Genomic DNA, 23,588 nt, shown 5'->3' on the forward strand with positions numbered 1-23,588 from the left:
GCTGACAGGCCGCTATCGCGAGCAGGCTCGCTCCCACATTTTGATCGAGTTGCCACAGTTGTTTGTTGAAGGGCTTCAGTCTTCTGAGGTCTGCTCGGCCAGCGCCACGGCGCGGAACATGGCCCGGCGCTTGTTCAGGGTTTCTTCCCACTCCAGCGCCGGCACCGAGTCGGCGACAATGCCACCGCCGGCCTGTACGTGCAGTTCGCCGTTCTTGATGACAGCGGTGCGAATGGCAATGGCGGTGTCCATGTTGCCGTTCCAGGCGAAGTAACCCACGGCCCCGCCGTACACGCCCCGCTTGACCGGCTCCAGTTCGTCGATGATTTCCATCGCGCGGATTTTCGGCGCGCCGGACAAGGTGCCCGCCGGCAGGATCGCCCGCAAGGCGTCCATCGCCGTCAGTCCGTCCTTCAACTGGCCGGTGACGTTGGAAACGATGTGCATCACGTTGGAATAGCGCTCGATGACCATCTTCTCGGTGAGTTTCACCGAACCGATTTCCGAGACTCGTCCAGTATCATTGCGCCCCAGGTCAATCAGCATGAGGTGCTCGGCGATTTCCTTGTCATCCGACAGCAGGTCCTCTTCCAGCGCCCGATCAGCCTCTTCCGTAGCGCCACGTGGGCGAGTGCCGGCAATCGGCCGTACCGTGATGAGGTTATCCTCGACCCGCACCAGCACTTCCGGCGAACTGCCGACGACGTGGAAGTCGCCGAAGTTGAAGAAGTACATATAGGGCGTCGGGTTGAAGCAGCGCAGGGCCCGGTACAGGTCAATGGGCGCCGCCTTGAAGTCGATGGACATCCGCTGCGACGGCACGACCTGCATGCAGTCACCGGCGAGGATGTACTCCTTGATGGTATCGACGGCTCTTTCGTAATCGTCCTGGGTGAAACTGGAACGGAACACCGGGTCGGCCGCCGACTGCTTGCTGAAGTCCAGCCCGGGACGCGGGGTGATCGGTTGACGAAGCTTTTCCAGCAGTGCCTGCAGGCTTTGTTGGCCCTGCTCGTAGGCATCTTCCTGGGCCGGATCGGCCAGGACGATGGCGTGCATCTTGCCGGCGAGGTTATCGAAGACCACGACCGCGTCGGACACCATCAGCAAAATATCCGGCACGCCCAACGGATCGGGGTTCGGACAGGTGCCCAGGCGCTTTTCCACGTAGCGCACGCAGTCGTAGCCGAAATAACCCACCAGGCCACCGTTGAAGCGTGGCAGACCGGGGATGGTCGGCACGTTGTAGCGAGCCTTGAAGGTTTCGACGAAGGCCAGCGGGTCCTCGACTTCGAGACTTTCGATCTCGACGCCGTCGTGGGTCACGCTGATGCGATGGTCATGGACCCGCAGCACCGTGCGGCACGGCAGGCCAATGATGGAGTAACGGCCCCATTTCTCACCGCCCTGCACCGATTCGAGCAGGTAGGAATTGGGCTGGTCGGCCAGCTTGAGATAGATCGACAACGGCGTGTCGAAGTCGGCCAGGGTTTCGCAGGCAAGCGGGATGCGGTTATAGCCGGCAGCGGCTAGACGCAGGAATTCTTCACGGTTCATGGGGTGCCTCGTGGCAAGAGGAGCTGACAGTCAGGTATGCAAACGCGCCGGATAACCGGCCAGGATCACGTCAGGCGCGCCAACGCCAGCGGGCCAGGGCCTTCATGACTTTCATCCAGAGTTTGCGAGTGACCACCACGATGGCGTTTCCAGAAGAGGATTGAACAGCGTCGGGCAACGTTATCTCAGCGGCAGGGTCCAGGCAACCGGGAATTAAAAGGCGCAAATCGTCGATCACCAGCGTCGGAAACTCTTCGGCGATTGGCCGGCCATGGTTATAGCCGTAACTCAGCGCCACGCATTTGACTCCAGCCGCTTTCGCCGCCAGCACATCGCTGCGCGAGTCGCCGACGAACAACGATTGGGAGGCTGGGATGTTGGCCATTTTCATCACGAAAAACAGCGCGGCCGGATCGGGCTTTTTCTGTGGCAAGGTATCGCCGCCGATGATCCAGCGGAAATAACGGCCGATTTTCATCTGATCCAACAGCGGCGCGACGAAGCGCTCCGGCTTGTTGGTGATCAGCGCCATTTCCACGCCTTGCTTTTGCAGCCATTTGAGGGTGGAGCGCACACCGGGGTAGACCACCGTCAATTCGTGATTGCCCTCATAGGCTTCATTGAACAGCTCCAGCGCCCGCTCAGCCTCGACCTCATCGACGCCTTGGGCATCGATGTGATTGGCCAGGGCCCGGCGCACCAACATGGGCGCACCATTGCCGACCCACTGACGCACAGCGTCGAGACCGGCCGGCGGGCGGCCGAGCTTAAGCAGCATGTGGTCCACGGCCGCCGCAAGGTCCGGGACCGAATCGACCAGAGTGCCATCGAGGTCGAACATCACCAGACGCGGCAGGCTGCCGGGGAACAGCTGCTCGAAGCCGCTCATGGGCGAGCCAGTGCCAATTCGGCGCGCATCTTTTCAATGACCTCTTTGTAATCCGGGGCATTGAAGATCGCCGAGCCTGCGACAAAGGTATCAGCGCCCGCCGCAGCGATCTCGCGGATGTTGTTCACGTTCACGCCACCGTCGATCTCCAGGCGGATATCCCGGCCCGAGGCATCGATCAGCGCCCGGGCCTTGCGCAGTTTATCGAGGGTGCCGGGGATGAATTTCTGCCCACCGAAGCCGGGGTTGACGCTCATCAGCAGGATCATGTCGACCTTGTCCATCACGTACTCGAGCACGTCCAGCGGTGTCGCGGGGTTGAACACCAGACCAGACTTGCAACCGCCTTCGCGGATCAACTGCAGGGAGCGATCGATGTGCAGCGTGGCTTCAGGGTGGAAAGTGATGTAGGTGGCGCCGGCTTCGATGAAGTCCCCGACAATGCGGTCCACCGGGCTGACCATCAAGTGCGCGTCGATCGGCGCGGTGACGCCGTACTTGCGCAGCGCCGCGCAGACCATCGGGCCGATGGTCAGGTTGGGCACGTAGTGGTTGTCCATCACATCGAAGTGCACGATGTCGGCCCCGGCGGCCAGAACGTTGTCCACTTCCTCGCCCAGACGGGCGAAGTCGGCGGAGAGAATCGACGGAGCAATAGCGAAGGGCTGCATGACGCACCTGTTTTGAGCGAAATCACGATGGCGCGCATTGTATACCTCAAGATTTGGCGCGCCCACCGTGACAGTCGATCAATACGCCGCGCGGTAGATCTCCTCGATATCGGCGGCGCTCAGTTGGCGCGGATTGTTGCGCATCAAGCGCTCGATCCCAGCGGCTTCCACCGCCATGGCGGGGATGACATCCACGGTCACACCCAGACTGCTCAGGCCATTGGGGATTTGCACCGCGGCGCATAGCGCGACCATGGCCTCCACAGCTTCGTCGGCAGCTTCAAGATCGCTCAGGTGTGCGGTCTTGAGCCCCATAGCCTCGGCGATGTCGCGCATGCGCTCCACGCACGCCATTTTGTTCCACGCCATGACATACGGCAGCAACAAGGCGTTTGCGACGCCATGGGAAACGTGGAAGCGCCCGCCCAACGGATAGGCCAGCGCATGCACCGCCCCGACCCCGGCATTACCGAATGCCATGCCGGCCATCAGGCTGGCGGTGGCCATGTCCTCACGGGCTTGCAGATGAGACGGGTTGGCATAGGCCTTGGGCAATGCCCGGGTGATCAGTTTGATCGCGCCAATGGCCAGGGCATCGGTGATTGGCGAGGCATTGAGCGACAGGTAAGCCTCGATGGCGTGCACCAACGCATCGACGCCACTGGCAGCCGTTACGCTGCGCGGACAGGTGAGGGTCATCTGCGGGCTGACCAGCGCCACGTCCGGCAACAGGTAATCGCTGACGATGCCTTTTTTCAGCTGTGCGGCCTTATCGGAAAGGATCGCCACGTTGGTGACTTCCGAACCGGTCCCGGCCGTGGTGGGGATGGCAATCATGGGCGGGCCTTTGCGCGGCACCTGATCGACGCCGAACATGTCCTGCAGCTCGCCGTGGTAACCGGCATAGACCCCGACGCACTTGGCGATGTCGATGGCACTGCCGCCACCCAGGCCGATCAGCCCATCATGGCCGCCGTCGCGGTAGGCTTGCATGCAGTCTTCGACAATGGCGATTTCCGGGTCCGGCATGACCCGGTCGAAAATCTCGTAGTCCCGTCCGCCCAGGTGTTGCAGGGCCAGCTCCACGGTGCCGGACTTGACCAACGCCGCATCGGTCACGATCAGTGGGTTGTCGACGTCCAGCCGCGTCAACTCGGCGGCCAGTTGCTCGATGGCAGCGGCGCCGGTGATCAGTTTATGGGCGATCTTGAATGAGGAAAGACTCATGTGCGCGGCCTCTTATTCGAGTATGGGCTGGCACAAGGATAGCTCGGTATTCAAGGTTGTCTGCCATTCAGCCCATGAATACAGCGCAAATTCCCTGTGGGAGCGGGCTTGCTCGCGATGGCGGTAGAGCATTCGACATTTTTATCGACTGACACTCCGTTATCGCGAGCAGGCTCGCTCCCACAGGGTACACCGCTGACCGTCAGACCTGGGCGGTACGCAGCTTCTCGCTACGCCCACGCAACCACTCCAGGGTCAGCAGCAGGATCACCGAGAAGGCGATCAGCAGCGTCGCGGCGGCGGCAATGGTAGGGCTGAGGTTTTCGCGGATACCACTGAACATCTGCCGTGGCAGGGTTGCCTGCTCGGGACCGGCCAGGAACAGGGTCACTACTACTTCATCGAACGACGTCGCGAAGGCGAACAACGCACCGGAGATCACACCGGGGGCGATCAACGGCAAGGTCACCCGACGAAACGCTGTCAGCGGCGATGCGCCAAGGCTGGCAGCGGCCCGAACCAAATTGTGGTTGAAACCCTGAAGGGTCGCCGACACTGTGATGATCACGAACGGCACACCCAGCACGGCGTGGACCACGATCAGCGAAACGAAACTGTTGCCCATCCCCAGTGGCGCGAAAAACAGGTAGCTGGCGACGCCGATGATCACCACCGGCACCACCATCGGCGAGATCACCAGGGCCATCACCAACGCCTTGCCCGGGAAGTCGCCACGGGTCAGGCCGATGGCCGCCAGCGTGCCGAAGATCATCGCCAGCAACGTCGCCGCCGGGGCCACGATGATGCTGTTCTTCAGCGCCCGCATCCATTCGGCCGAAGCGAAGAAATCGTGATACCACTGCAGCGAAAAACCTTGCAGCGGGTACACCAGGAAGCTGCCGGAGTTGAACGACAGCGGAATGATCACCAGCACCGGCAGGATCAGGAACAACAGGATCAGCCCACAGAGGGTGCGCAAGGTGTAGAACCACACCCGTTCGACGGGAGACATGTAAGGACTCAGCATTTCGATCTCCCCTTAGCTCAGGCGCAGGCGACTGGCGCCCACCAGCCGGTTGTAAATCAGGTAAAGCACGACGGTCGCCAACAACAGCAGCCCGCCGAGCGCCGTGGCCATGCCCCAGTTAATGCTGGTGTTGGTGTAGAACGCGACGAAGTAGCTGACCATCTGATCGTTCGGGCTACCCAGCAACGCCGGCGTGATGTAGTAGCCGATGGCAAGGATGAACACCAACAGGCAACCGGCGCCGACACCGGCATAGGTCTGCGGGAAGTACACCCGCCAGAAACTGGCGAACGGATGACACCCCAGGGAAATCGCCGCCCGCATATAAGTAGGCGAGATACCTTTCATCACGCTGTAGATCGGCAGGATCATGAATGGCAGCAGAATGTGGACCATGGAGATGTAGACACCGGTGCGGTTGAACACCAGTTCCAGGGGCTTATCGATGACGCCCATGGCCATCAGGGCACTATTGATCAAGCCGCCCGATTGCAGCAGCACGATCCACGCAGCCACCCGCACCAGGATCGAGGTCCAGAACGGCAGCAGCACCAGGATCATCAACAGGTTGCTTTGGCGTGATGGCAGATTCGCCAGCAAGTAGGCCAACGGATAAGCCAGCACCAGGCAGATCGCGGTAATCACCAGGCCCATCCAGAACGTGCGGGTGAAGATATCCAGGTAAATCGCCTGGTCGGGAGTGGCCGGTGCCAGCTCGCCGAGGTCATCGATGCGGTGATCGACGGCCGCCAGCAGGTAATACGGGGTGACGTCGCTGGTGTTACGGCGGATCACCTGCCAGTACGCCGGGTCGCCCCAACGCTCATCGAGGTTTTCCAAGGCTTCTTTATAAGAGGTCGGCTCGGTGGCGAACGGCAACGCCCGAGCGGTCTTGGTCAACAAGCTGCGATAGCCGGCCAGTTCCATGTTCAGGCGCTTGGACAAGTCGCCCAGGGTCTGATTCTTGCGGGCTTCGGCCAGGTCTTCACTGGCAGCCTTGTACACCGGCTCGCCCGGCAACCCGCGTCCGTCCCATGTAGCGACGGCAGCGACGGTACGCGGCATGGCACCCACCACTTCCGGGTTGCTGACACTTTTGAACAGCAGCGCCACGATCGGCACCAGGAACACCAGCAACAGAAACAGCACCAGCGGCGCGATCAAGGCCTGGGCCTTCCAGCGGTTGACCCGCTCGGCGTGCTTGAGCCGCTGCTTCAGGGTGGGGCTGGTGCCCGCGTTCAGTGGAACGGCGATGGCCATGGCGAACTCCGCAAATCTTTTTGATCGTTACAGGGGCGGCGGGCCGCCTCTGTTCTTTTGAAACATCCAACTGAGGCAAGAACCTGTGGGAGCGGGCTTGCTCGCGAAAGCGGTATGTCAGCCAACATTCATGTTGAAAGTGATGACGCCTTCGCGAGCAAGCCCGCTCCCACACAAGCTCTTCTACAACCGTCAGTGGTTACTTCGCAGCCCAGGAATTGAAGCGCTGCTCCAGTTGCTCACCGTTGTCAGCCCAGAAGCTGACGTCGATCTGCACCTGATTGGCGATGTTTTCCGGGGTGGTCGGCATGTTGGTCAGGACATCCTTGGCCAACAACGGGACTGCCTGGGTGTTGGCCGGGCCGTAGGCGATGTTTTCCGAGTAGGTCTTCTGCTGCTGCGGTGCTACGGAGAAGGCGATGAATTTCTTCGCCGCTTCTGCGCGAGTCTTGTCCAGGCCGCGCGGAATAGCCCAAGCGTCGAAGTCGTAGATGCCGCCGTTCCACACCACTTTCAGGTTGCTTTCTTTCTGGACCGCAGCGATCCGGCCGTTGTAGGCCGAGCTCATGACCACGTCACCGGAGGCCAGGTACTGCGGCGGCTGAGCGCCGGCCTCCCACCACTGGATGCTCGGCTTGAGTTCGTCGAGCTTCTTGAACGCACGGTCCTGGCCGTCTTTGCCGGCCAGCACTTTGTAGACGTCTTTCGGCGCGACACCGTCGGCCATCAAGGCGAATTCCAGGGTGTACTTGGCGCCTTTGCGCAGGCCGCGCTTGCCTGGGAATTGCTTGGTGTCCCAGAAGTCTGCCCAACTGGTCGGTGCGGTTTTCAGTTTGTCGGCGTTGTAGGCCAACACGGTCGACCACACGAAGAAACCTACGCCGCAAGGCTGGATGGCGCCCTTGACGTAGTCTTCGGCCTTGCCGAACAGGGCCGGATCGAGTTGTTCGAACATGTCTTCGTCACAACCACGGGACAATTCCGGAGACTCGACTTCCACCAAATCCCAGGAAACGCTCTTGGTGTCGACCATGGCCTTGACCTTGGCCATTTCACCGTTGTACTCGCCAGCTACGATCTTGCCATTACCGGCCGCTTCCCACGGTGCGTAGAAGGCTTTGACCTGAGCCGCCTTGTTCGCCCCACCGAAAGACACCACGGTCAGGTCCGGGCCCGCCGCCATCGCGCTTGCCGCACCCATCATGCCCAGGGTCAGGGCTGTGAACTTCAGGGATCTCAACATTTATTGTTCTCTCCACGTGCAGGGTTGGTGTTGGTACAGCAGGGGGCGATCAATTCGCCTCTAGAAGGGGATCGAGCGCACGCACGTGCTCGACTTGCCAGCCAAGCGGAACCACGTCCCCGACGGCGAGCCCGGGATCGAGCTCGGCAATCGGTTGTTTCACGAAGAAGTCGTTCTTGCCGCAGACTTCCAGGCGAACGCGGACGTGGTCGCCCAGATAGATGAATTCCGCCACCCTCCCTGAGAAGCGGTTGACACATTGTTCGCTTGCGCCGTTGAGGCTCACCCGCTCCGGGCGGATCGACAGGGTCACCGGCTCGCCGGGCTTGCCGACATTCACCGCCAGGGCCTCGACCTTCTCGCCGCGCGCCAGCTCCACCAGGCAACGGTCACCGGTGTGGCTGTGCAGGCGGCCGTTGAGGCGGTTGTTCTCGCCGATGAAGTTGGCAACGAAGGTGTTTTTCGGCTCTTCATACAGTGTGCGTGGTGGAGCGATCTGCTGGATTTCGCCCTGGTGGAATACCGCCACGCGGTCGGACATGGTCAGGGCTTCGCCCTGGTCATGGGTCACGTAGACCACGGTCACGCCAAGGCGCTGGTGCAGGTGCTTGATTTCCATCTGCATGTGTTCACGCAGTTGCTTGTCCAGCGCACCGAGGGGTTCATCCATCAGCACCAATTGCGGCTCGAATACCAATGCCCGGGCCAGCGCCACCCGTTGTTGCTGGCCGCCGGACAATTGCGCCGGGTAGCGCTGGGCGAAGCTGTCCAGTTGGACCATGCTCAGGACACGCTTGACCCGATCGCTCACGTCACTCTTGTTCAGGCCGCGCACGGTCAGCGGGAACGCGAGGTTCTCGGCGACGGTCATGTGGGGGAACAAGGCGTAGTTCTGGAACACCATGCCGATGTCACGCTTGTGCGGCGGCACATTATTGATCGAACGCCCGGCCAGTTGGATCTCACCGGCGGTTGGGGTTTCAAACCCGGCGAGCATCATCAGGCTGGTGGTCTTGCCGGAACCGGACGGCCCGAGCAGGGTCAGGAATTCGCCTTTGCGAATATCCAGGTTGAGGTCTTTGACGATCAGGTTCTCGCCATCGTAGCTCTTTTGCACACCACGAAAGCTGACCAGCACATCACTGGCCCCCGCGCTTGAATCGACCTGGCTCATACCCGCACCTTTTGTATTGATGACTGCTTGTGAATCAAGCCTAGTGGAGCCTGGGGTCCGCGCAAATCGGGACGCAGGAGAGAATCGCCTCAGCCGGATGGAAGAGTCGGGGTAGGGATCGCCCTACAAGGATGGCGGGATTGGGTAAATGCAGTGGCGAGTTTTAAGCGGCAAGCTGCAAGCAGGGGTGAAAAGCGGTGTTGGGGCGTGTCGCAAATAGGTATGTCAGTGCATTCCCCTGTGGGAGCGAGCCTGCTCGCGATAGCGGCGTGTCAGCCAACATCGATACTGAATGGTCCGACGCCATCGCGAGCAGGCTCGCTCCCACAGGAGATTGCGGCGAGTTTAGAGCAGCTTGTGCTCCATCGCGTATTTCACCAGCTCCGCCAATGATGTGATGTTGAGCTTCTGCATCAACCGCGCCTTGTGGGTACTGATGGTCTTGCTGCTCAGGGCCAGTTGCTGGGCGATGTCGTTGACGTTGGCGCCCTGGGCCAAGCGCTCGAAGACCGAGAATTCACGCTCGGACAATAGCGAGTGCAACGGGCGGGTGTCGGTCAGGCCGACCTCGAAGACCATTCGGTCGGCCAGGTCCGGGTCGATGTAACGCCCGCCGGCCGCGACCTTGCGAATCGCCATGAGCAGCAGGGCCGGGTCGCTGTCCTTGGTCGCGTAGCCAGCTGCACCGACCTTCAGCGCACGGGCGGCCATTTGCGCCTCGTCATGCATCGACAGCACCAGAATGGCTGGCGGATTATTCAGCGCCCGGATCCGCGGGATCGCCTCCAGGCCGTTGACACCCGGCATGGAAATGTCCAGCAGCACCACTTCGCAGGGCACCTGGCGCAAGGTCTCGAGCAACTGTTCGCCATTGCTCGCCTCCCCGACCACCACCAGATCCTTGGCCAGGCCGATCAACTGCTTGATGCCTTCGCGGACGATGGTGTGGTCTTCGGCTACCAGTACACGGATCACATTGTTCTCCAGATTCAGAATCTCATCGCGAGCAGGCTCGCTCCCACAGGGTTATATGTACATCTCAATCAATGTGGGAGCGAGCCTGCTCGCGATAGGGTCCGCCCAGGCGGCCCACCGATCAGGCCTCATGCAACGGCACCCGCACCGACAGGGTCGTCCCCTCCCCGGGCTCACTGTCCAGGGTCAACCGCCCCCCCATGATCAACACCCGTTCACGCATGCCGACCAGGCCAAAGGAGGTTGACCGACCTGTATTGGCAATGAAGCCTACACCGTCATCGCTGACTGTCAGACACAATTCGTCGCCTTCCTGAACCAGCGTCAGCTCCACAGTATGTGCTTGGGCATGGCGCATCACATTGGTCAGCGCCTCCTGGAGAATCCGAAACAGGCCGATGGCCTTGGCGTCGCTCAGGGCTGGCAAGTTGTCCGGCACCTGCACCAGGCACGGGATCTGCGTACGCGCCTCGAAGCGCCGCGCCTGCCATTCGATGGCCGAGGCAATGCCCGCATCGAGGATCGGCGGGCGCAACGCCGTCGCCACGTCCCGCACCAGTTGGAACAACTGGGCAATCAGGCGCTTCATGCTGTTAAGCCGCTCATGCAGGCCCGGGTCGAGTTGTGCGTAGGCCAATTCACACATGGATGTTTCAAGTTTCAACACCGTCAGCATCTGACCCAGCTCGTCGTGGACTTCCCGGGCAATACGCGCCTTTTCCTCTTCCCGCACGCTTTCCAGGTGCGCCGACAACTCGCGCAACTGCTCCCGGGAGCTGGCCAGTTCCAGTTCGATACGTTTGCTTGCGGTGATGTCCCAGACGATACCGTCCCAGACGTAGGCGCCATCTTCGAGACGACGGGTGATCGCCTTGATCTCGGCCCAGCGCTCCTGACCTTCACGGGTCAGGATGCGGCCCTGCCATGACCAGTCGCTGTCGGTGTCCAGCGCCTGGTCCTGGGTACGGTGATAGTCGGCCTTGTCCTGCGGATGCACCAGGCTGCGCAGCCCGGTGTCGCTGCGGGCCAGGGTCGCGGGGGAATAGCCCACCAGGCTTTCGCTGCCTTCGCTGATGTAGGCAAAATCGATCTGGCCGGTCACGGGTGCCCGCTCCAGGCGAAAGACCAGGCCTGGCACGTTGGCAGCGATGCCTTGCAAGCGCGCCTCGCTTTCACGCAGCGCCGCCAATGCACGCCGGCGTTCGGTCACGTCGTTGAGGTAAACCACCAGGTATTCGGCGTCGCGAAAGCGCAAAAAACTCAAGGACACGTCGGCCGGCAGGATGCTGCCGTCGGCACGCACGCATTCGGTCTCGAAACTTTGCGGCCCTTCGTCACTGGCCCGGGCGCGCTTCCACAAATTGAGCCAGCGATCCATGTGCAGGCCGGGCTCGAAGTCGATCAAGGGCCGATCGATGATGGCACCCGGCGCATAGCCGAGCATGGTCTCCGCCGCTCGGTTGGCATAACGCACGTGGCTGTCCCAATTGACCCATAGGATACCGACCGTGCTTTGATCGATGGAAAACTGCGTCAGGCGCAAGGCTTCCTCGCTGGCCGTACGCTGGGCAATGTCCTCCCGCGCGGCACGCAGGCGGCGCTCCAGTGCGCGTTGCTGGCGGCGCTGCCAGAACACGATGGCAACGCTGCTGAGCAACAGGGCCAGCATCAGCAGGGTCAGGTTCTGCCAGAAACCCGGAGTCTCGGTCAGACGCGGGTATTTCGGCTTGAGCCAACGGCTGTGCAGTTGCTCCAGCTCCTTGGCGGGGATCGCCTGCAAACCGCTGTCGATGATCTCGGCCAGTTCCGGCCAGTCCCGGCGCGTGGCCACCCGTAGCAACTGCGGCAGGCCGATGTCGCCCACCACCGCCAACTCGGCGAATTCGGGCTCGACCATCAACCGCCCGAGCTGTGCCTCATCGACCACCGCATATCGCGCCTGCTGGGTCAGCAACAATTGCAGGGCCTCGCGCTCCATCGGCACACCTTGCAGATTCAGCGTTGGGTAGTTGCTGCGCAGGTAATCGGCCGTGGCGCTGGGCATGCGTACCGCGACCCGGGCCTGGGTGTCGAGCTTTTCCAACTCCACCCCCTCGGCGCCTTTCTGTCCGCCGACGATCAATTGCGGCACGCGCATGTAGGGATCGGAAAACTGCCAGAGCTTGAGCCCACTCGGGGACTGGGTCAGGCCCGGAGCGACGTCCACCTCGCCGGCGCGCACCGCCGCTTCCAGTTGCGCCACGTCCTGGAAATTGCGCCAGGTCAGCTCGACGTTCAGCGCCTTGCCCAGCCATTGCATCAACTCGACGTTGGTGCCGGACAAACGCTGCAAACGCCGGTCGTATTGCGCATAGGGTGCCTGCAATACCAGGCCGACCCGCCATTGCGGATGTTGCACCAGCCATTGGCGCTGCCCGGCATTCAATTGCACCCCGTGCGCCGACGGCGCGGGCGCAGCCCACGCCATCAAGGGAAGCCATAAACAGCCGATAACCCACAGGCAGCAAAAACGCATCATCGAAGTCTCATGCACTGACAAATACTGACCAACCCATTAGGCTGCCGGAAATACTTCTGGTCATGGAATATCCGATGCCCTCTGTTTATCGCCTGGCGTTGCCAGCATTGTGCCTGTCGCTGATCCTGCCAAGTGCCTTTTCTGTGCAGGCCAGCGAAGCGGCACCCGCCGCCGCGGAACAACCTGCCGAGGAAAAGCCCGTCGAGCGCCAGCCTTTGCTCGAGCGTAGCCAGGAAGAAGCGACCGCACTTGAACGAAAAGTCCCGGCCCAGGAACAGCAACAATTACAGACCGGCAGCGATGCCTTCCTGGCGCTGTGGAAACCGGCCAATACCAGCGACCCCAAGGGCGCAGTCATCATAATCCCCGGCGCCGGTGAAACAGCTGACTGGCCTCAAGTTATCGGCCCTTTGCGTAAAAAGTTGCCCGATGTTGAGTGGAGCAGCCTGAGTATCACCCTGCCAGACCTGCAAAGCGACGTCATTGCACCGCGCGTGGTGGAAACGCCACCGGAGACCAAACCGGCCGACACCGCAGCCGCAGCCGCAGCACCGGACGCCACCACCGCAGCACCGATCGAGCAGGTGGCGGGAGGAGAAGCCGACGCGACCGATCCGGTCGTCGCCCAAACCGATGAAGAACACGCCAAGGCCGATGCCGAGCGTATTTTCGCCCGCATCGACGCGGCACTGGCCTACGCCGAACAGCAAAGTGCCCGCCGCATCGTACTGCTGGGCCATGGCACCGGTGCTTATTGGGCAGCGCGCTACTTGAGCGAAAAACAGCCCTCGCAAGTCGAACGCTTCGTGATGGTCGCCGCCCAGACTCCGGTCACCGCCAAGCCTGCCCTGGCCGAACTGACCCCGACCTTGAAACTGGCGACCGCCGACATTTTCTACATGGACAAGGCGCTGGATCGCAACGCGGCACTGGAGCGCTTGCAGGCAAGCAAACGCTTGAAGGGTTCGACTTTCAGCCAGGTGTCCCTCAAGGCCTTGCCGAACCCGTCGGCAGAGCAGGAGCAGCTGTTTCGTCGGGTTCGGGGTTGGTTGAATCCGCAGAAACCGGGTGAATGAGAATCACGGCAGACATCAGGCCGGAAACAGAATGTGGCGAGGGGATTTATCCCCTCGCCACATTTGCTCCCCCGCAGGGCTAGCGAAAATCCCGCCGTTCGCGAATCAAGCGATAGGCGTTATGCAGCTCCCGAGTCTTGTCGGTGGCCTCGCGAACCTGCAATGGCGTCGCCCCGCTGCCAGCAATCTTGTCCGGGTGGTGACGACTGAGCAGGCGTCGGTAGGCCCGCTTGATCTGCGACGGCTCACTGGTAGCAGAAACCCCCAGCAAACGCATCGCCTCCTGATACGTTATGCCACTGCTGGGCGGCGCCAGTTTCTGCGGTTCGTATTCGCCCGCCAATGCCTGGACTTGTTGCTGCGTCCAGCCCAGCCACTTGCCCCACCGGGCAATCAATTCACGCTCACCTGGCCCCGCCCGCCCATCGGCCCAGACCATCCGCCAGCAGGCCCGCAGCACACCTTCCGCCGCATGCGGCTGAGTGCTGAGGCGACGTAGATAACCGCGTAAGTGATCGTTCCCGGATTTGCCTCGGTTGAACGCCGCGATCGCCCGGCGTTGCGCCGACTCGCTCAAGTCCAGGGCTCGCATTTCCTGGCGAGCCTGCTGAATGTGACCGTCGACCACGCGCCCATCGCATTTGGCCAGGCGCCCCAGCAATACAAACAACAACTCATCGTTGCGCAGTGCCGGGCGTCCACCCAGACGCTCCCGTACCTGCGCCCAGCCCTGCAGGTTCAGGCGCCGATCCAGGGCCTGTCCCAACAACGCCCCAAGCATGGCCCCCGGAATGCTGGCTATGGCAAAGCCCGCCCCGGCTCCAATCAGAGTCCCTGGCCACCACATATCAACCGCTCGCTTCTATCAAGGTTTCGACCTGCGCCAAACGTTCGTGGGTACCGACATCGACCCAATGCCCTTTCAGGTGCTCGCCACTGACGCGCTCCTCGGCCATGGCCGCGCGCAACAGCGGTGCGAGCTTGAACGCACCGCCCGTGCAACCGTCGAACAAACGCGGATGCAGGACGGCAATGCCGCTATAGGTCAGGTTGTCGGCAGGCGTTCGCCCATCGTGAACCTTTCCGTCGGCCAGGATGAAATCGCCGTCTGGGTGATGCTCCGGATTATCGACCAACACCAGATGCGCCAGCCCTTTTAGCGGCCTGCACAACGCGCTGAAATCGTAGTCGGTCCAGATATCGCCGTTTACCACCACGAACGCTTCATCGCCCAACAGCGGCAAGGCCCGGAAGATTCCACCGCCGGTCTCCAGCGGCTCGCCTTCGGGCGAAAACCGAATACTCACGCCAAACCGTGAACCGTCTCCCAGGTGATCTTCGATCTGCTGGCCGAGCCAGGCGTGATTGATCACGATCTCGGTGAAGCCGGCCCTGGCGAGGGCGCGCAGGTGGTATTCGATCAAGGGAATGCCACCCACACGAATCAACGGCTTTGGCGTGGTCAGGGTCAGGGGGCGCATGCGCTCGCCCTTGCCCGCCGCCAGGATCATCGCCTTCATGCCGTCGCTCCAGCCGATTGCCGCAGGCTGCCAAGCAGTTCATCGAGCGGAGCCAGTTCCGGACGACGGGCGATGACCGCTTCTATATAAGCAAAGAACCGCGGCACATCACCGAGGTAACGTGGCTTGCCATCACGATGGCAAATACGCGCGAAGATCCCGATGACCTTGAGATGACGCTGCACACCCATCAAGTCGCTGGCCCGCAGGAAATCCTCGAAATCCGGCTGGACTGGAATGCCTAGGGCGCCAGCCTGTTGCCAGTAATTCTCCAGCCAGCCCCGCACGCGGGCCTCGGGCCAACTGAGGAAAGCATCCTTGAACAGGCAGGTCACGTCGTAGGTAACCGGGCCATAGACCGCATCCTGAAAGTCCAGCACGCCAGGATTCGGTGCGCTGAGCATCAGGTTGCGCGGCATGTAGTCGCGGTGCACCAGCACTTTGGGCTGGGCCAGGGCGCTGTCGATCAAAAGCTCGGAGGCCTGTTGCCAGAGTTGCTGCTGGGTCGAGTCGAACTCGATGCCCAGCTCGCGCTTGACGTACCACTCGGGGAACAATTCCAGCTCCCGACGCAGCAACGCGACATCGTAGCTCGGCAGCGGCGCGACCATCGGCAATTGCTGGAAAGCCAGCAAGGCTTGCAGGGCATCGCCGAATAAATCATCGGCATTTTCGCCGTTGATCACGTCCAGATAGGTCTGATTGCCCAGGTCATTGAGCAAAAGAAAGCCGCGCTCGAGGTCTTCGGCATAAATTTTCGGCACGTTAATGCCGGATTTAGCCAGCAAAAAAGCAATATCCACGAAGGGTTTGCAGTTTTCCTGGGGCGGTGGCGCATCCATTACGATCAAGCTACGGCCCTCGCCTTCCCAGCGGAAATAACGCCGGAAACTCGCGTCACTGCTGGCGGCGGTCAACGTGGCCGGGGGTACGGTGCCCCAGCCCTGTTGAGTGAAAAGGATCGGCAGTTGCTCATCGAGCCAAACTTTCAGGTGTTGCAAGCGTACATCTTGGTCGGGCATTGCAAGGGTCTCCGACGGCGCTAGCCGTCAAGCGGGTCATGCTTTATTATCCAGCATCTTTTTCAGACCATCGAGAGGCGTGCGGCCCACACCGCGGGCAGATGGCACGCAGGAAGCCCGGACTAATAAGATGGCATTGAAATCCCCCGCGTTTCGTAAAAAATTTCCGTTGCTGGTCACCGGCAGTCTGCTGGCTCTGCAACCCCTGGCCTCTTCATTCGTCGTCGCGGCGCAGCAGTATGACTGCTCCGTCTCCGCTTCGGGTGCCTGGGACTGTGCGCCCAAGACACCGGCCGCCGCGTTGCCGCCGCGTCCCGTGCATGACGGCAGTGCGGTTTCCGACAGCGGCGCGGCTCCAGCCGACAGCAGCTCGGGCGAGGAAGTCGGCGAAAAGCCGATGCTCGTTACCGAAGCCAAGGGCCGCGGCCTGAAGTCGCGCAGTGCAGACTACAGTCACCTCGACTGGGTTCCGCGCGAGAACCTCACGCCTGCGCAATTGGCTGAGACCGGCCCTTACTGCTCGGGCGCCTACATCGAACCGACTCGTCCTGGCATGAACGACAAGACGGCCAAGAGCGACGCCCCCACCTTCCTTGGCGCCAAGGCGTCACGCTATCAGCAGGAAGAACAGGTGGCGACCCTGGCCGGTGACGTGGTCATGCGCCAGGGCAGCATGCAGGTCGAAGCCGATGAGGCGAGCCTGTACCAGGCCGAGAACCGTGGTGAGCTGAGCGGCAACGTGCGCGTTCGCGACAACGGCGCGCTGATCGTCGGCGACCACGCCGATGTGCAGCTGGACACCGGCGAAGCCAAGGTCGACAACGCCGAATACGTGATGCACAAGTCGCGCATCCGCGGTAACGCGCTGTACGCCAAGCGCGCCGAGAACGCGATCATCCGTCTCAAGGATGGTACGTACACCACGTGCGAACCGAACAGCAACGCCTGGACGCTCAAGGGCAACAACATCACCCTGAACCCGGCCACCGGCTTCGGTACCGCGACCAACGTGACGTTGCGGGTCAAGGACATTCCAGTCCTGTACACGCCTTATATTTATTTCCCGATCGACGACCGTCGCCAGTCCGGCTTCCTGCCGCCGACCATCGGCAGCAGCAGCGACACCGGCTTCCTGCTGGTCACCCCGTACTACTTCAACCTGGCGCCGAACTACGATGCCACGTTGTATCCGCGCTATATGGCCAAGCGCGGCCTGTTGATGGAAGGCGAGTTCCGCTACCTGACCAAATCCAGCGAAGGCCAGTTCGGCGCGGCGTACCTCAACGACGAAGACGATGAGCGCAGCGGGCAGAGCGACTACGACAAGACCCGCTATATGTACAACTGGCAGCACAAGGGCGGCCTCGATTCGCGCGTGCTGACGGAAGTCGACTACACCAAGATCAGCGATCCATACTATTTCCAGGATCTTGAAAGCGATCAGATTGGCATCGAATCCAATGATTACGTCAATCAACAAGGCGCAGTCAGCTATCGCGGCGACAGCTACACGGCGCGGGTGAATGCCCAAGCCTACCAAATGGCGACAATTTCGAAGATCACGCCTTACAACCGCTTGCCTCAGATCACCTTCATCGGTGAACTGCCGCAACACCCATATGGCCTGGACCTCGCTTACAAGACAGAACTGGTGCGGTTTGATCGTGACCTGCGGACCGGCACCTACACCGACGAAGACGGCAACTCCGAGCCGAGGCTGGACTCCAACGTTCGCGGATTGGCCCGGGCTAATGGCACTCGCCTGAATCTGGCGCCGGTAATGAGCCTGCCGATGGAAGCCACCTACGGCTTCATCACGCCGTCGCTCAAATACCAATACACCCAATACGACCTGGATCTGGACGGCATTGGCAAATCCCAGATCGCCGCGCAATCCGCCGAAACTGATCGTCTGCGCGGCACTTACAGCGGCAGCCAGAGCCGCGGCGTCCCAATCGCCAGCATCGATAGCGGCCTGTATTTCGACCGTGATACCCAGTGGTTCGGCACCAACTATCGCCAGACGCTGGAACCACGCCTGTTCTATCTCTACGTACCTGAGAAAGACCAGAGCGATATCCCTGTGTTCGACACCGGTGAGTACACCTTCAGCTACTCCTCGCTGTTCCGTGACAATCGTTTCTCGGGCTCCGACCGTGTCGGCGACGAGAACAAACTGTCGCTGGGCATAACCAGCCGCTGGATCCAGGAAAATGGTTTCGAACGCCAGCGTATCAGCGTCGGCCAGGCCTTGTACTTCAAGGACCGCGAAGTCCAGTTGCCGGGCATCGACTTCAACACGCGTGAAGATGCCAAGTCAGATGTATCGCCATACGCACTGGAATACGAGTTCCGCTGGAACCGCGACTGGCGCACCACGGCTACCTATAACTGGGATCCGGACACTCGCAGCCCGCGCTCGGGCAGTGCGATGTTCCACTATCAGCCGGAAGACAACCCGAACAAGGTCATCAACGCCGGTTATCGCTATCGCAACGACCAGGTCCGTTACGACCAGACCACTGGCCAATGGTCCGTGGGCGGCGGCGACTATGGCACCCCGGGCACCCCGGGCTACGTGAAGGACTACTACAAGATTCAGCAGCACGACTTCTCGGTCATCTGGCCGATCGTGCCGCAGTGGAACGCCATCAGCCGCTGGCAGTATGACTACAACCGCAACCGTACCCTGGAAGCCTTCGGTGGTTTCGAATACGACAACTGCTGCTGGAAACTGCGCCTGATCAACCGTTACTGGGTCGACTATGAAGAGTTCAGTCAAGCCGCCCCGGAAAACGAAAAAGGCGACCACGGCATCTTCCTCCAAATTGTTCTGAAGGGACTCGGCGGTCTTACCGGCACCAAGGTAGAGAGTTTCCTCGACAAAGGCATCCAAGGTTATCGTGAACGTGAAGATCAAGCTTTCTGATTGTCTGCGCCCGCTGATGCTGGGCGCGCTGTTCCTGGGTACCGCGGCCAACGCCGCGGTGCAGTCCATCGATAAAGTAGTGGCCATCGTCGACAACGACGTGGTCATGCAGAGCCAGTTGGACCAGCGCGTCCATGAAGTGCAGCAAACCATCGCCAAGCGCGGCGGTGGCTTGCCGCCAGCGGGTGTACTGGACCAGCAAGTGCTCGAACGCCTGATCGTTGAAAACCTGCAGTTGCAGATCGGTGAGCGTTCCGGTATTCGCATCACCGATGAAGAACTGAACCAGGCCGTTGGCACCATTGCCCAGCGCAATAACATGAGCATCGACCAGTTCCGCGCCGCCCTGGCTCGCGACGGCCTCTCCTACGAGGACGCCCGCGATCAGATCCGCCGCGAGATGGTCATCAGCCGTGTGCGCCAGCGCCGTGTCGCCGAACGCATCCAGGTGTCCGAGCAGGAAGTGAAGAATTTCCTCGCGTCCGACCTGGGCAAAATGCAGCTTTCCGAAGAACTGCACCTGGCGAACATCCTGATTCCTACCCCGGAAAGCGCCAACTCCGAAGCGATCCAGAGTGCTTATCGCCAGGCGATGGATGTCTACCAGCAGCTCAAGCAAGGCGCTGACTTCGGCCAGATGGCCATTGCCAAGTCGGGCAGCGACAATGCCCTGGAAGGCGGCGACATGGGTTGGCGCAAGCCTGCTCAACTGCCGCCTCCGTTCGACCGTGAACTGAGCGCCATGGCCGTGGGCGACATCACCCAGCCAGCTCGTACGCCCGGCGGTTTCATCATCCTGAAAGTGCTGGAAAAACGCGGTGGCGGAACCCAGGTCCGTGACGAAGTGCACGTTCGCCACATCCTGATCAAGCCAAGTGAAATCCGCAGCGAAGCCGAGACCAAGCGTCTGGCGGAGAAACTCTACGACCGCATCGAAGCGGGCGAAGACTTCGCCGAACTGGCGAAGAGTTTCTCGGAAGACCCGGGATCGGCCCTCAACGGCGGCGACCTGAACTGGGTCGACCCGAATGCACTGGTTCCGGAGTTCCGCCAAGTCATGGCCGACACCCCGCAAGGCCAGCTGTCCAAACCGTTCAAGAGCCCTTATGGCTGGCACGTGCTGGAAGTCCTTGGCCGCCGCGCCACCGACAGCACCACCCAGGCTCGCGAACAACAGGCGATGACCGTGTTGCGCAACCGCAAATACGACGAAGAGTTGCAAACCTGGCTGCGTCAGATTCGCGACGAAGCCTACGTTGAAATCAAACTCCCTGGTGCAGACCAGGCAGCGCAGTGAAACCCAAGCGTTTCGCGCTGACACCCGGCGAACCAGCCGGCATCGGTCCCGACCTGTGCCTGCTGCTCGCCTCGCAACCCCAGCCGTATCCCCTGATTGCCATTACCAGTCGCGACCTGCTCCTTGAGCGGGCCGCGCAGCTGGGGGTGGTCGTCGACCTGCTGCCGGTAACACCGCAAGCCTGGCCGAATGTCCCGGCGCCCGCCAACAGCCTGTACGTCTGGGATACGTCCCTGGGCGCGCCGGTCGTCACCGGGCAGCTGGACAAGGCCAACGCCGCGTTCGTCCTGCAAACTCTGACCCGCGCAGGCGAAGGCTGCCTGGACGGGACTTTCGCAGGCATGATCACCGCTCCGGTGCACAAAGGCGTGATCAACGAATCCGGGATTGCCTTTTCCGGCCACACCGAATTCCTGGCCGACCTGACCCACACCGCGCAAGTGGTGATGATGCTCGCGACCCGCGGCCTGCGTGTGGCCTTGGTGACCACTCACCTGCCCTTGCGGGACATCGCCGACGCCATCACCCCGGAACGCCTTGAGCGGGTCACGCGCATCCTGCACGCCGACCTCCAGGAAAAATTCGGCATCGCCCGGCCACGCATCCTGGTCTGTGGGCTCAATCCCCATGCCGGTGAAGGCGGACACCTGGGCCGTGAAGAAATCGACATCATCGAACCCACCTTGGAGCGCTTGCGCAGCGAGGGCATGGACCTGCGTGGCCCGCTGCCTGCCGACACTCTGTTTACCCCAAAATATCTGGAGCACTGCGACGCGGTGCTGGCGATGTACCACGACCAGGGCCTGCCCGTGCTGAAGTACAAAGGCTTCGGCGCAGCGGTCAACATAACGTTGGGCCTGCCGATCATCCGCACCTCCGTGGACCACGGTACCGCCCTGGACCTGGCCGGCAGCGGCAAGATCGATACCGGCAGCCTGCAAGTCGCGCTGGAAACCGCCTACCAGATGGCCGAGACCCATTTATGACCGAGCAATACCAACACCGCGCGCGCAAGCGCTTCGGCCAGAACTTCCTGCATGACGCCGGCGTGATCGATCGCATCTTGCGTTCCATCCGGGCCAAGCCCGACGATCGCCTGCTGGAAATCGGACCGGGCCAGGGCGCCCTGACCGAAGGCCTGCTCGACAGCGGCGCACAACTGGACGTGGTGGAACTGGACAAGGACCTGGTCCCGATCCTCAACCAGCAGTTCGCCGGCAGGAGCAATTTCAACCTGCACCAGGGCGACGCACTGAAGTTCGACTTCAATAGCCTGGACGCCGCGCCGAGCAGCCTGCGGGTGGTGGGAAACCTGCCGTACAACATCTCCACGCCGCTGATTTTCCACCTGCTGAGCAACGCCAGCCTGATCCGCGACATGCACTTCATGCTGCAGAAAGAAGTGGTCGAGCGCCTCGCCGCCGGCCCGGGTGGTGGCGATTGGGGTCGGCTGTCGATCATGGTCCAGTACCATTGCCGGGTCGAACATCTGTTCAACGTCGGCCCGGGCGCATTCAACCCGCCGCCGAAGGTCGACTCGGCCATCGTCCGCCTGGTGCCTCATGCCGTGCTGCCGCACCCGGCCAAGGATCATCGCCTGCTGGAGCGGGTGGTGCGCGAAGCGTTCAACCAACGACGCAAAACCTTGCGCAACACCTTGAAACTGTTGCTCAGCAGCGCTGAAATCGAAGCCGCCGGCGTCGATGGCAGCCTGCGCCCCGAGCAACTGGACCTGGCAGCTTTCGTGCGCCTGGCCGACAAGCTCAGCGAACAGGTCGCCCCGCAAGTCGACGCCAACTGAGCGGACGACGATCGCTATCGGGCAGTACGCCAGTCTGGCCTACTACCCGATACTTGGCCTAGACTGATCGTCTGAGTCGCGCCCGCGTCCCGCTTCGCTTTTAAGGCCTTTTTGCATGTCCGATCCTCGTTACCAGGTCGACGTCAGCGTCACCACACGTTTTCTGGCAGAACAGTCGCAACCCGAGCATGACCGCTTCGCCTTCGCCTACAGCATTACCGTGCGCAATAACGGCTCCTTGCCCGCCAGGCTGCTGTCGCGGCACTGGATCATCACCGACGGCGATGGCCATGTCGAAGAAGTGCGTGGAGAAGGCGTGGTTGGCCAACAGCCGTTGATCGACGCCGGCAAAAGCCACAGCTACAGCAGCGGAACGGTGATGACGACCAAGGTCGGTACCATGCAGGGCACCTACCAGATGCTGGCCGAGGACGGCAAACGCTTCGACGCCGTCATCAAGCCCTTTCGCCTGGCCGTGCCCGGAGCCCTGCACTAATGGCCACGTACGCGGTCGGTGACCTGCAAGGCTGCCTCGACCCGCTCAAATGCCTGCTGGAGCGCGTCGAGTTCGACCCGCAAAAAGACACGCTGTGGCTGGTGGGTGACCTGGTCAACCGTGGCCCGCAGTCCCTCGAGACGTTACGTTTTCTCTACAGCATCCGCCAGTCGCTGGTGTGCGTGCTCGGGAACCACGACCTGCATCTGCTGGCCGCCTGGCAGAACATCGAACGCCTGAAAAAATCCGATACCCTGAACGAAATACTCGCGGCCCCCGATTGCGTCGAGCTGCTGGAGTGGTTGCGCCAGCAAAAGCTCATGCACTACGACGAAGCGCGCAACCTGGCGCTGGTCCATGCTGGCATCCCGCCCCAATGGTCCCTGCGCAAGGCACTCAAGTGCGCTGGCGAGGTCGAGCAGGCATTGCGCGACGACAATCTGTTCGCCCCCTACCTGGATGGCATGTACGGTAACGAGCCGGTCAAGTGGGACAACGACCTCACCGGTAGTGCCCGTCTTCGGGTCATCACCAATTACTTCACGCGCATGCGCTTCTGCACCCGCGACGGCAAGCTCGATCTCAAGGGCAAGGAAGGCATCGAGACCGCGCCGCCTGGCTACGCCCCCTGGTTCAAGCACAGCGAGCGCAAGACCCGTCACCTGAAGATCATTTTCGGGCACTGGGCGGCATTGGGAGGCCAATCCGACGAGCCCGGCGTCTTCGCGCTCGATACCGGTTGCGTGTGGGGCAGTGCCATGACGCTGATGAACGTCGATACTTTCGAGCAACTGCGTTGCGATTGCGACGAGCAGGGCCACGCTAAAATCCATCACCCGACCACTGCACCATTGCCGGCCGGCACTGCCGTTTGACCGGCGTTGCGTTTCAGCGCTACAGGAGTCC

The 23,588-nt window shown here is 61.6% G+C and carries 20 protein-coding genes; 7 read left to right on the forward strand and 13 right to left on the reverse strand.

Translation table 11 applies throughout. From position 1 onward, the window contains the following. Positions 1 to 75: 75 nt before the first annotated feature. The 10 genes from trpE to PBDP_RS27045 all read right to left on the reverse strand — a co-directional run bounded on the left by trpE (position 76) and on the right by PBDP_RS27045 (position 12,541). Positions 76 to 1,557: an anthranilate synthase component I gene (trpE, locus tag PBDP_RS27000; protein WP_109754961.1), complete on the reverse strand. Its 1,482-nt coding sequence runs from the start codon at positions 1,555 to 1,557 to the stop codon at positions 76 to 78. A 70-nt stretch (positions 1,558 to 1,627) separates the two neighbouring features. Next, positions 1,628 to 2,446, reverse strand: coding sequence for a phosphoglycolate phosphatase (locus PBDP_RS27005; RefSeq protein ID WP_116833593.1), 819 nt, complete (start codon positions 2,444 to 2,446; stop codon positions 1,628 to 1,630). Then, the gene (rpe, locus tag PBDP_RS27010; protein WP_109754963.1) at positions 2,443 to 3,117 is read right to left on the reverse strand and encodes a ribulose-phosphate 3-epimerase; all 675 of its coding nucleotides are present in this window, start codon (positions 3,115 to 3,117) and stop codon (positions 2,443 to 2,445) included. Before rpe ends, PBDP_RS27005 begins: the two co-directional genes overlap by 4 nt. 78 nt (positions 3,118 to 3,195) lie before the next feature. Then, the gene (locus PBDP_RS27015) at positions 3,196 to 4,344 is read right to left on the reverse strand and encodes an iron-containing alcohol dehydrogenase (RefSeq protein ID WP_109754964.1); all 1,149 of its coding nucleotides are present in this window, start codon (positions 4,342 to 4,344) and stop codon (positions 3,196 to 3,198) included. 202 nt (positions 4,345 to 4,546) lie between these two features. Then, a complete protein-coding gene (locus PBDP_RS27020; RefSeq protein ID WP_109754965.1) occupies positions 4,547 to 5,371 on the reverse strand; it encodes an ABC transporter permease in 825 nt (274 codons plus the stop codon). Positions 5,372 to 5,383: 12 nt separating this feature from the next. Next, positions 5,384 to 6,631 carry an ABC transporter permease gene (locus PBDP_RS27025; RefSeq protein WP_109754966.1) on the reverse strand — a complete coding sequence of 416 codons (1,248 nt, stop codon included), beginning with the start codon at positions 6,629 to 6,631 and terminating at the stop codon, positions 5,384 to 5,386. Positions 6,632 to 6,830: 199 nt separating this feature from the next. Then, positions 6,831 to 7,874 carry an ABC transporter substrate-binding protein gene (locus PBDP_RS27030; RefSeq protein WP_116833594.1) on the reverse strand — a complete coding sequence of 348 codons (1,044 nt, stop codon included), beginning with the start codon at positions 7,872 to 7,874 and terminating at the stop codon, positions 6,831 to 6,833. Positions 7,875 to 7,923: 49 nt separating this feature from the next. Beyond that, the gene (locus PBDP_RS27035; RefSeq protein ID WP_116833595.1) at positions 7,924 to 9,048 is read right to left on the reverse strand and encodes an ABC transporter ATP-binding protein; all 1,125 of its coding nucleotides are present in this window, start codon (positions 9,046 to 9,048) and stop codon (positions 7,924 to 7,926) included. 345 nt (positions 9,049 to 9,393) lie between these two features. Further along, positions 9,394 to 10,023, reverse strand: a complete 630-nt coding sequence (locus PBDP_RS27040; protein WP_109754968.1) for a response regulator — start codon at positions 10,021 to 10,023, stop codon at positions 9,394 to 9,396. A 121-nt stretch (positions 10,024 to 10,144) separates the two neighbouring features. Next, positions 10,145 to 12,541, reverse strand: coding sequence for a PAS domain-containing sensor histidine kinase (locus tag PBDP_RS27045; RefSeq protein ID WP_116833596.1), 2,397 nt, complete (start codon positions 12,539 to 12,541; stop codon positions 10,145 to 10,147). 74 nt (positions 12,542 to 12,615) lie between these two features. On the opposite strand from PBDP_RS27045, the gene PBDP_RS27050 reads away from it, so the two are divergent. Continuing rightward, positions 12,616 to 13,617, forward strand: coding sequence for an alpha/beta hydrolase family protein (locus PBDP_RS27050; RefSeq protein WP_212801541.1), 1,002 nt, complete (start codon positions 12,616 to 12,618; stop codon positions 13,615 to 13,617). Between the two features lie 79 nt (positions 13,618 to 13,696). Here PBDP_RS27050 and PBDP_RS27055 read toward each other — a convergent pair whose 3' ends face one another. Genes PBDP_RS27055 through PBDP_RS27065 form a run of 3 tightly spaced genes read right to left on the reverse strand, consistent with a single transcriptional unit; the run spans position 13,697 to position 16,159 of the window. After that, positions 13,697 to 14,464, reverse strand: a complete 768-nt coding sequence (locus PBDP_RS27055) for a TerB family tellurite resistance protein (protein ID WP_109754971.1) — start codon at positions 14,462 to 14,464, stop codon at positions 13,697 to 13,699. A 1-nt stretch (position 14,465) separates the two neighbouring features. Next, on the reverse strand, positions 14,466 to 15,137 hold the full coding sequence (gene murU / locus PBDP_RS27060) for an N-acetylmuramate alpha-1-phosphate uridylyltransferase MurU (RefSeq protein WP_212801542.1): 672 nt from the start codon (positions 15,135 to 15,137) through the stop codon (positions 14,466 to 14,468). Continuing rightward, the gene (locus PBDP_RS27065) at positions 15,134 to 16,159 is read right to left on the reverse strand and encodes an aminoglycoside phosphotransferase family protein (protein ID WP_109754973.1); all 1,026 of its coding nucleotides are present in this window, start codon (positions 16,157 to 16,159) and stop codon (positions 15,134 to 15,136) included. Before PBDP_RS27065 ends, murU begins: the two co-directional genes overlap by 4 nt. Positions 16,160 to 16,289: 130 nt before the next feature. Between PBDP_RS27065 and PBDP_RS27070 the strand changes: the two genes are divergently transcribed. From PBDP_RS27070 to PBDP_RS27095, 6 genes are all read left to right on the forward strand, one after another. Then, positions 16,290 to 19,088 carry an LPS-assembly protein LptD gene (locus PBDP_RS27070; RefSeq protein WP_109754974.1) on the forward strand — a complete coding sequence of 933 codons (2,799 nt, stop codon included), beginning with the start codon at positions 16,290 to 16,292 and terminating at the stop codon, positions 19,086 to 19,088. After that, positions 19,069 to 20,385, forward strand: coding sequence for a peptidylprolyl isomerase SurA (surA, locus tag PBDP_RS27075; RefSeq protein WP_162893872.1), 1,317 nt, complete (start codon positions 19,069 to 19,071; stop codon positions 20,383 to 20,385). The genes PBDP_RS27070 and surA overlap by 20 nt, the downstream gene beginning before the upstream one ends. After that, complete coding sequence (gene pdxA / locus PBDP_RS27080) at positions 20,382 to 21,371, forward strand: 4-hydroxythreonine-4-phosphate dehydrogenase PdxA (RefSeq protein ID WP_176689019.1); 990 nt, start codon at positions 20,382 to 20,384, stop codon at positions 21,369 to 21,371. The genes surA and pdxA overlap by 4 nt, the downstream gene beginning before the upstream one ends. Beyond that, positions 21,368 to 22,186 (forward strand): 16S rRNA (adenine(1518)-N(6)/adenine(1519)-N(6))-dimethyltransferase RsmA, encoded by an 819-nt coding sequence (rsmA, locus tag PBDP_RS27085; RefSeq protein WP_109754976.1) that lies wholly within the window; start codon positions 21,368 to 21,370, stop codon positions 22,184 to 22,186. The genes pdxA and rsmA overlap by 4 nt, the downstream gene beginning before the upstream one ends. 115 nt (positions 22,187 to 22,301) lie before the next feature. After that, the gene (gene apaG, locus PBDP_RS27090) at positions 22,302 to 22,682 is read left to right on the forward strand and encodes a Co2+/Mg2+ efflux facilitator ApaG/CorD (protein WP_003206172.1); all 381 of its coding nucleotides are present in this window, start codon (positions 22,302 to 22,304) and stop codon (positions 22,680 to 22,682) included. Next, positions 22,682 to 23,557, forward strand: a complete 876-nt coding sequence (locus PBDP_RS27095; RefSeq protein WP_109754977.1) for a symmetrical bis(5'-nucleosyl)-tetraphosphatase — start codon at positions 22,682 to 22,684, stop codon at positions 23,555 to 23,557. The genes apaG and PBDP_RS27095 overlap by 1 nt, the downstream gene beginning before the upstream one ends. Positions 23,558 to 23,588: the final 31 nt, after the last annotated feature.

Source organism: Pseudomonas sp. St290 (genome assembly GCF_018325805.1).
Taxonomy (GTDB): domain Bacteria; phylum Pseudomonadota; class Gammaproteobacteria; order Pseudomonadales; family Pseudomonadaceae; genus Aquipseudomonas; species Aquipseudomonas bijieensis.

Excerpts from the sequence above, each read along its gene's own strand:
- trpE (WP_109754961.1), bottom strand. The coding sequence starts at position 1,557 with ATGAACCGTGAAGAATTCCTGCGTCTAGCCGCTGCCGGCTATAACCGC.
- PBDP_RS27005 (WP_116833593.1), bottom strand. The coding sequence starts at position 2,446 with ATGAGCGGCTTCGAGCAGCTGTTCCCCGGCAGCCTGCCGCGTCTGGTG.
- rpe (WP_109754963.1), bottom strand. The coding sequence starts at position 3,117 with ATGCAGCCCTTCGCTATTGCTCCGTCGATTCTCTCCGCCGACTTCGCC.
- PBDP_RS27015 (WP_109754964.1), bottom strand. The coding sequence starts at position 4,344 with ATGAGTCTTTCCTCATTCAAGATCGCCCATAAACTGATCACCGGCGCC.
- PBDP_RS27020 (WP_109754965.1), bottom strand. The coding sequence starts at position 5,371 with ATGCTGAGTCCTTACATGTCTCCCGTCGAACGGGTGTGGTTCTACACC.
- PBDP_RS27025 (WP_109754966.1), bottom strand. The coding sequence starts at position 6,631 with ATGGCCATCGCCGTTCCACTGAACGCGGGCACCAGCCCCACCCTGAAG.
- PBDP_RS27030 (WP_116833594.1), bottom strand. The coding sequence starts at position 7,874 with ATGTTGAGATCCCTGAAGTTCACAGCCCTGACCCTGGGCATGATGGGT.
- PBDP_RS27035 (WP_116833595.1), bottom strand. The coding sequence starts at position 9,048 with ATGAGCCAGGTCGATTCAAGCGCGGGGGCCAGTGATGTGCTGGTCAGC.
- PBDP_RS27045 (WP_116833596.1), bottom strand. The coding sequence starts at position 12,541 with ATGATGCGTTTTTGCTGCCTGTGGGTTATCGGCTGTTTATGGCTTCCC.
- PBDP_RS27050 (WP_212801541.1), top strand. The coding sequence starts at position 12,616 with ATGCCCTCTGTTTATCGCCTGGCGTTGCCAGCATTGTGCCTGTCGCTG.
- PBDP_RS27055 (WP_109754971.1), bottom strand. The coding sequence starts at position 14,464 with ATGTGGTGGCCAGGGACTCTGATTGGAGCCGGGGCGGGCTTTGCCATA.
- murU (WP_212801542.1), bottom strand. The coding sequence starts at position 15,137 with ATGAAGGCGATGATCCTGGCGGCGGGCAAGGGCGAGCGCATGCGCCCC.
- PBDP_RS27065 (WP_109754973.1), bottom strand. The coding sequence starts at position 16,159 with ATGCCCGACCAAGATGTACGCTTGCAACACCTGAAAGTTTGGCTCGAT.
- PBDP_RS27070 (WP_109754974.1), top strand. The coding sequence starts at position 16,290 with ATGGCATTGAAATCCCCCGCGTTTCGTAAAAAATTTCCGTTGCTGGTC.
- rsmA (WP_109754976.1), top strand. The coding sequence starts at position 21,368 with ATGACCGAGCAATACCAACACCGCGCGCGCAAGCGCTTCGGCCAGAAC.
- apaG (WP_003206172.1), top strand. The coding sequence starts at position 22,302 with ATGTCCGATCCTCGTTACCAGGTCGACGTCAGCGTCACCACACGTTTT.
- PBDP_RS27095 (WP_109754977.1), top strand. The coding sequence starts at position 22,682 with ATGGCCACGTACGCGGTCGGTGACCTGCAAGGCTGCCTCGACCCGCTC.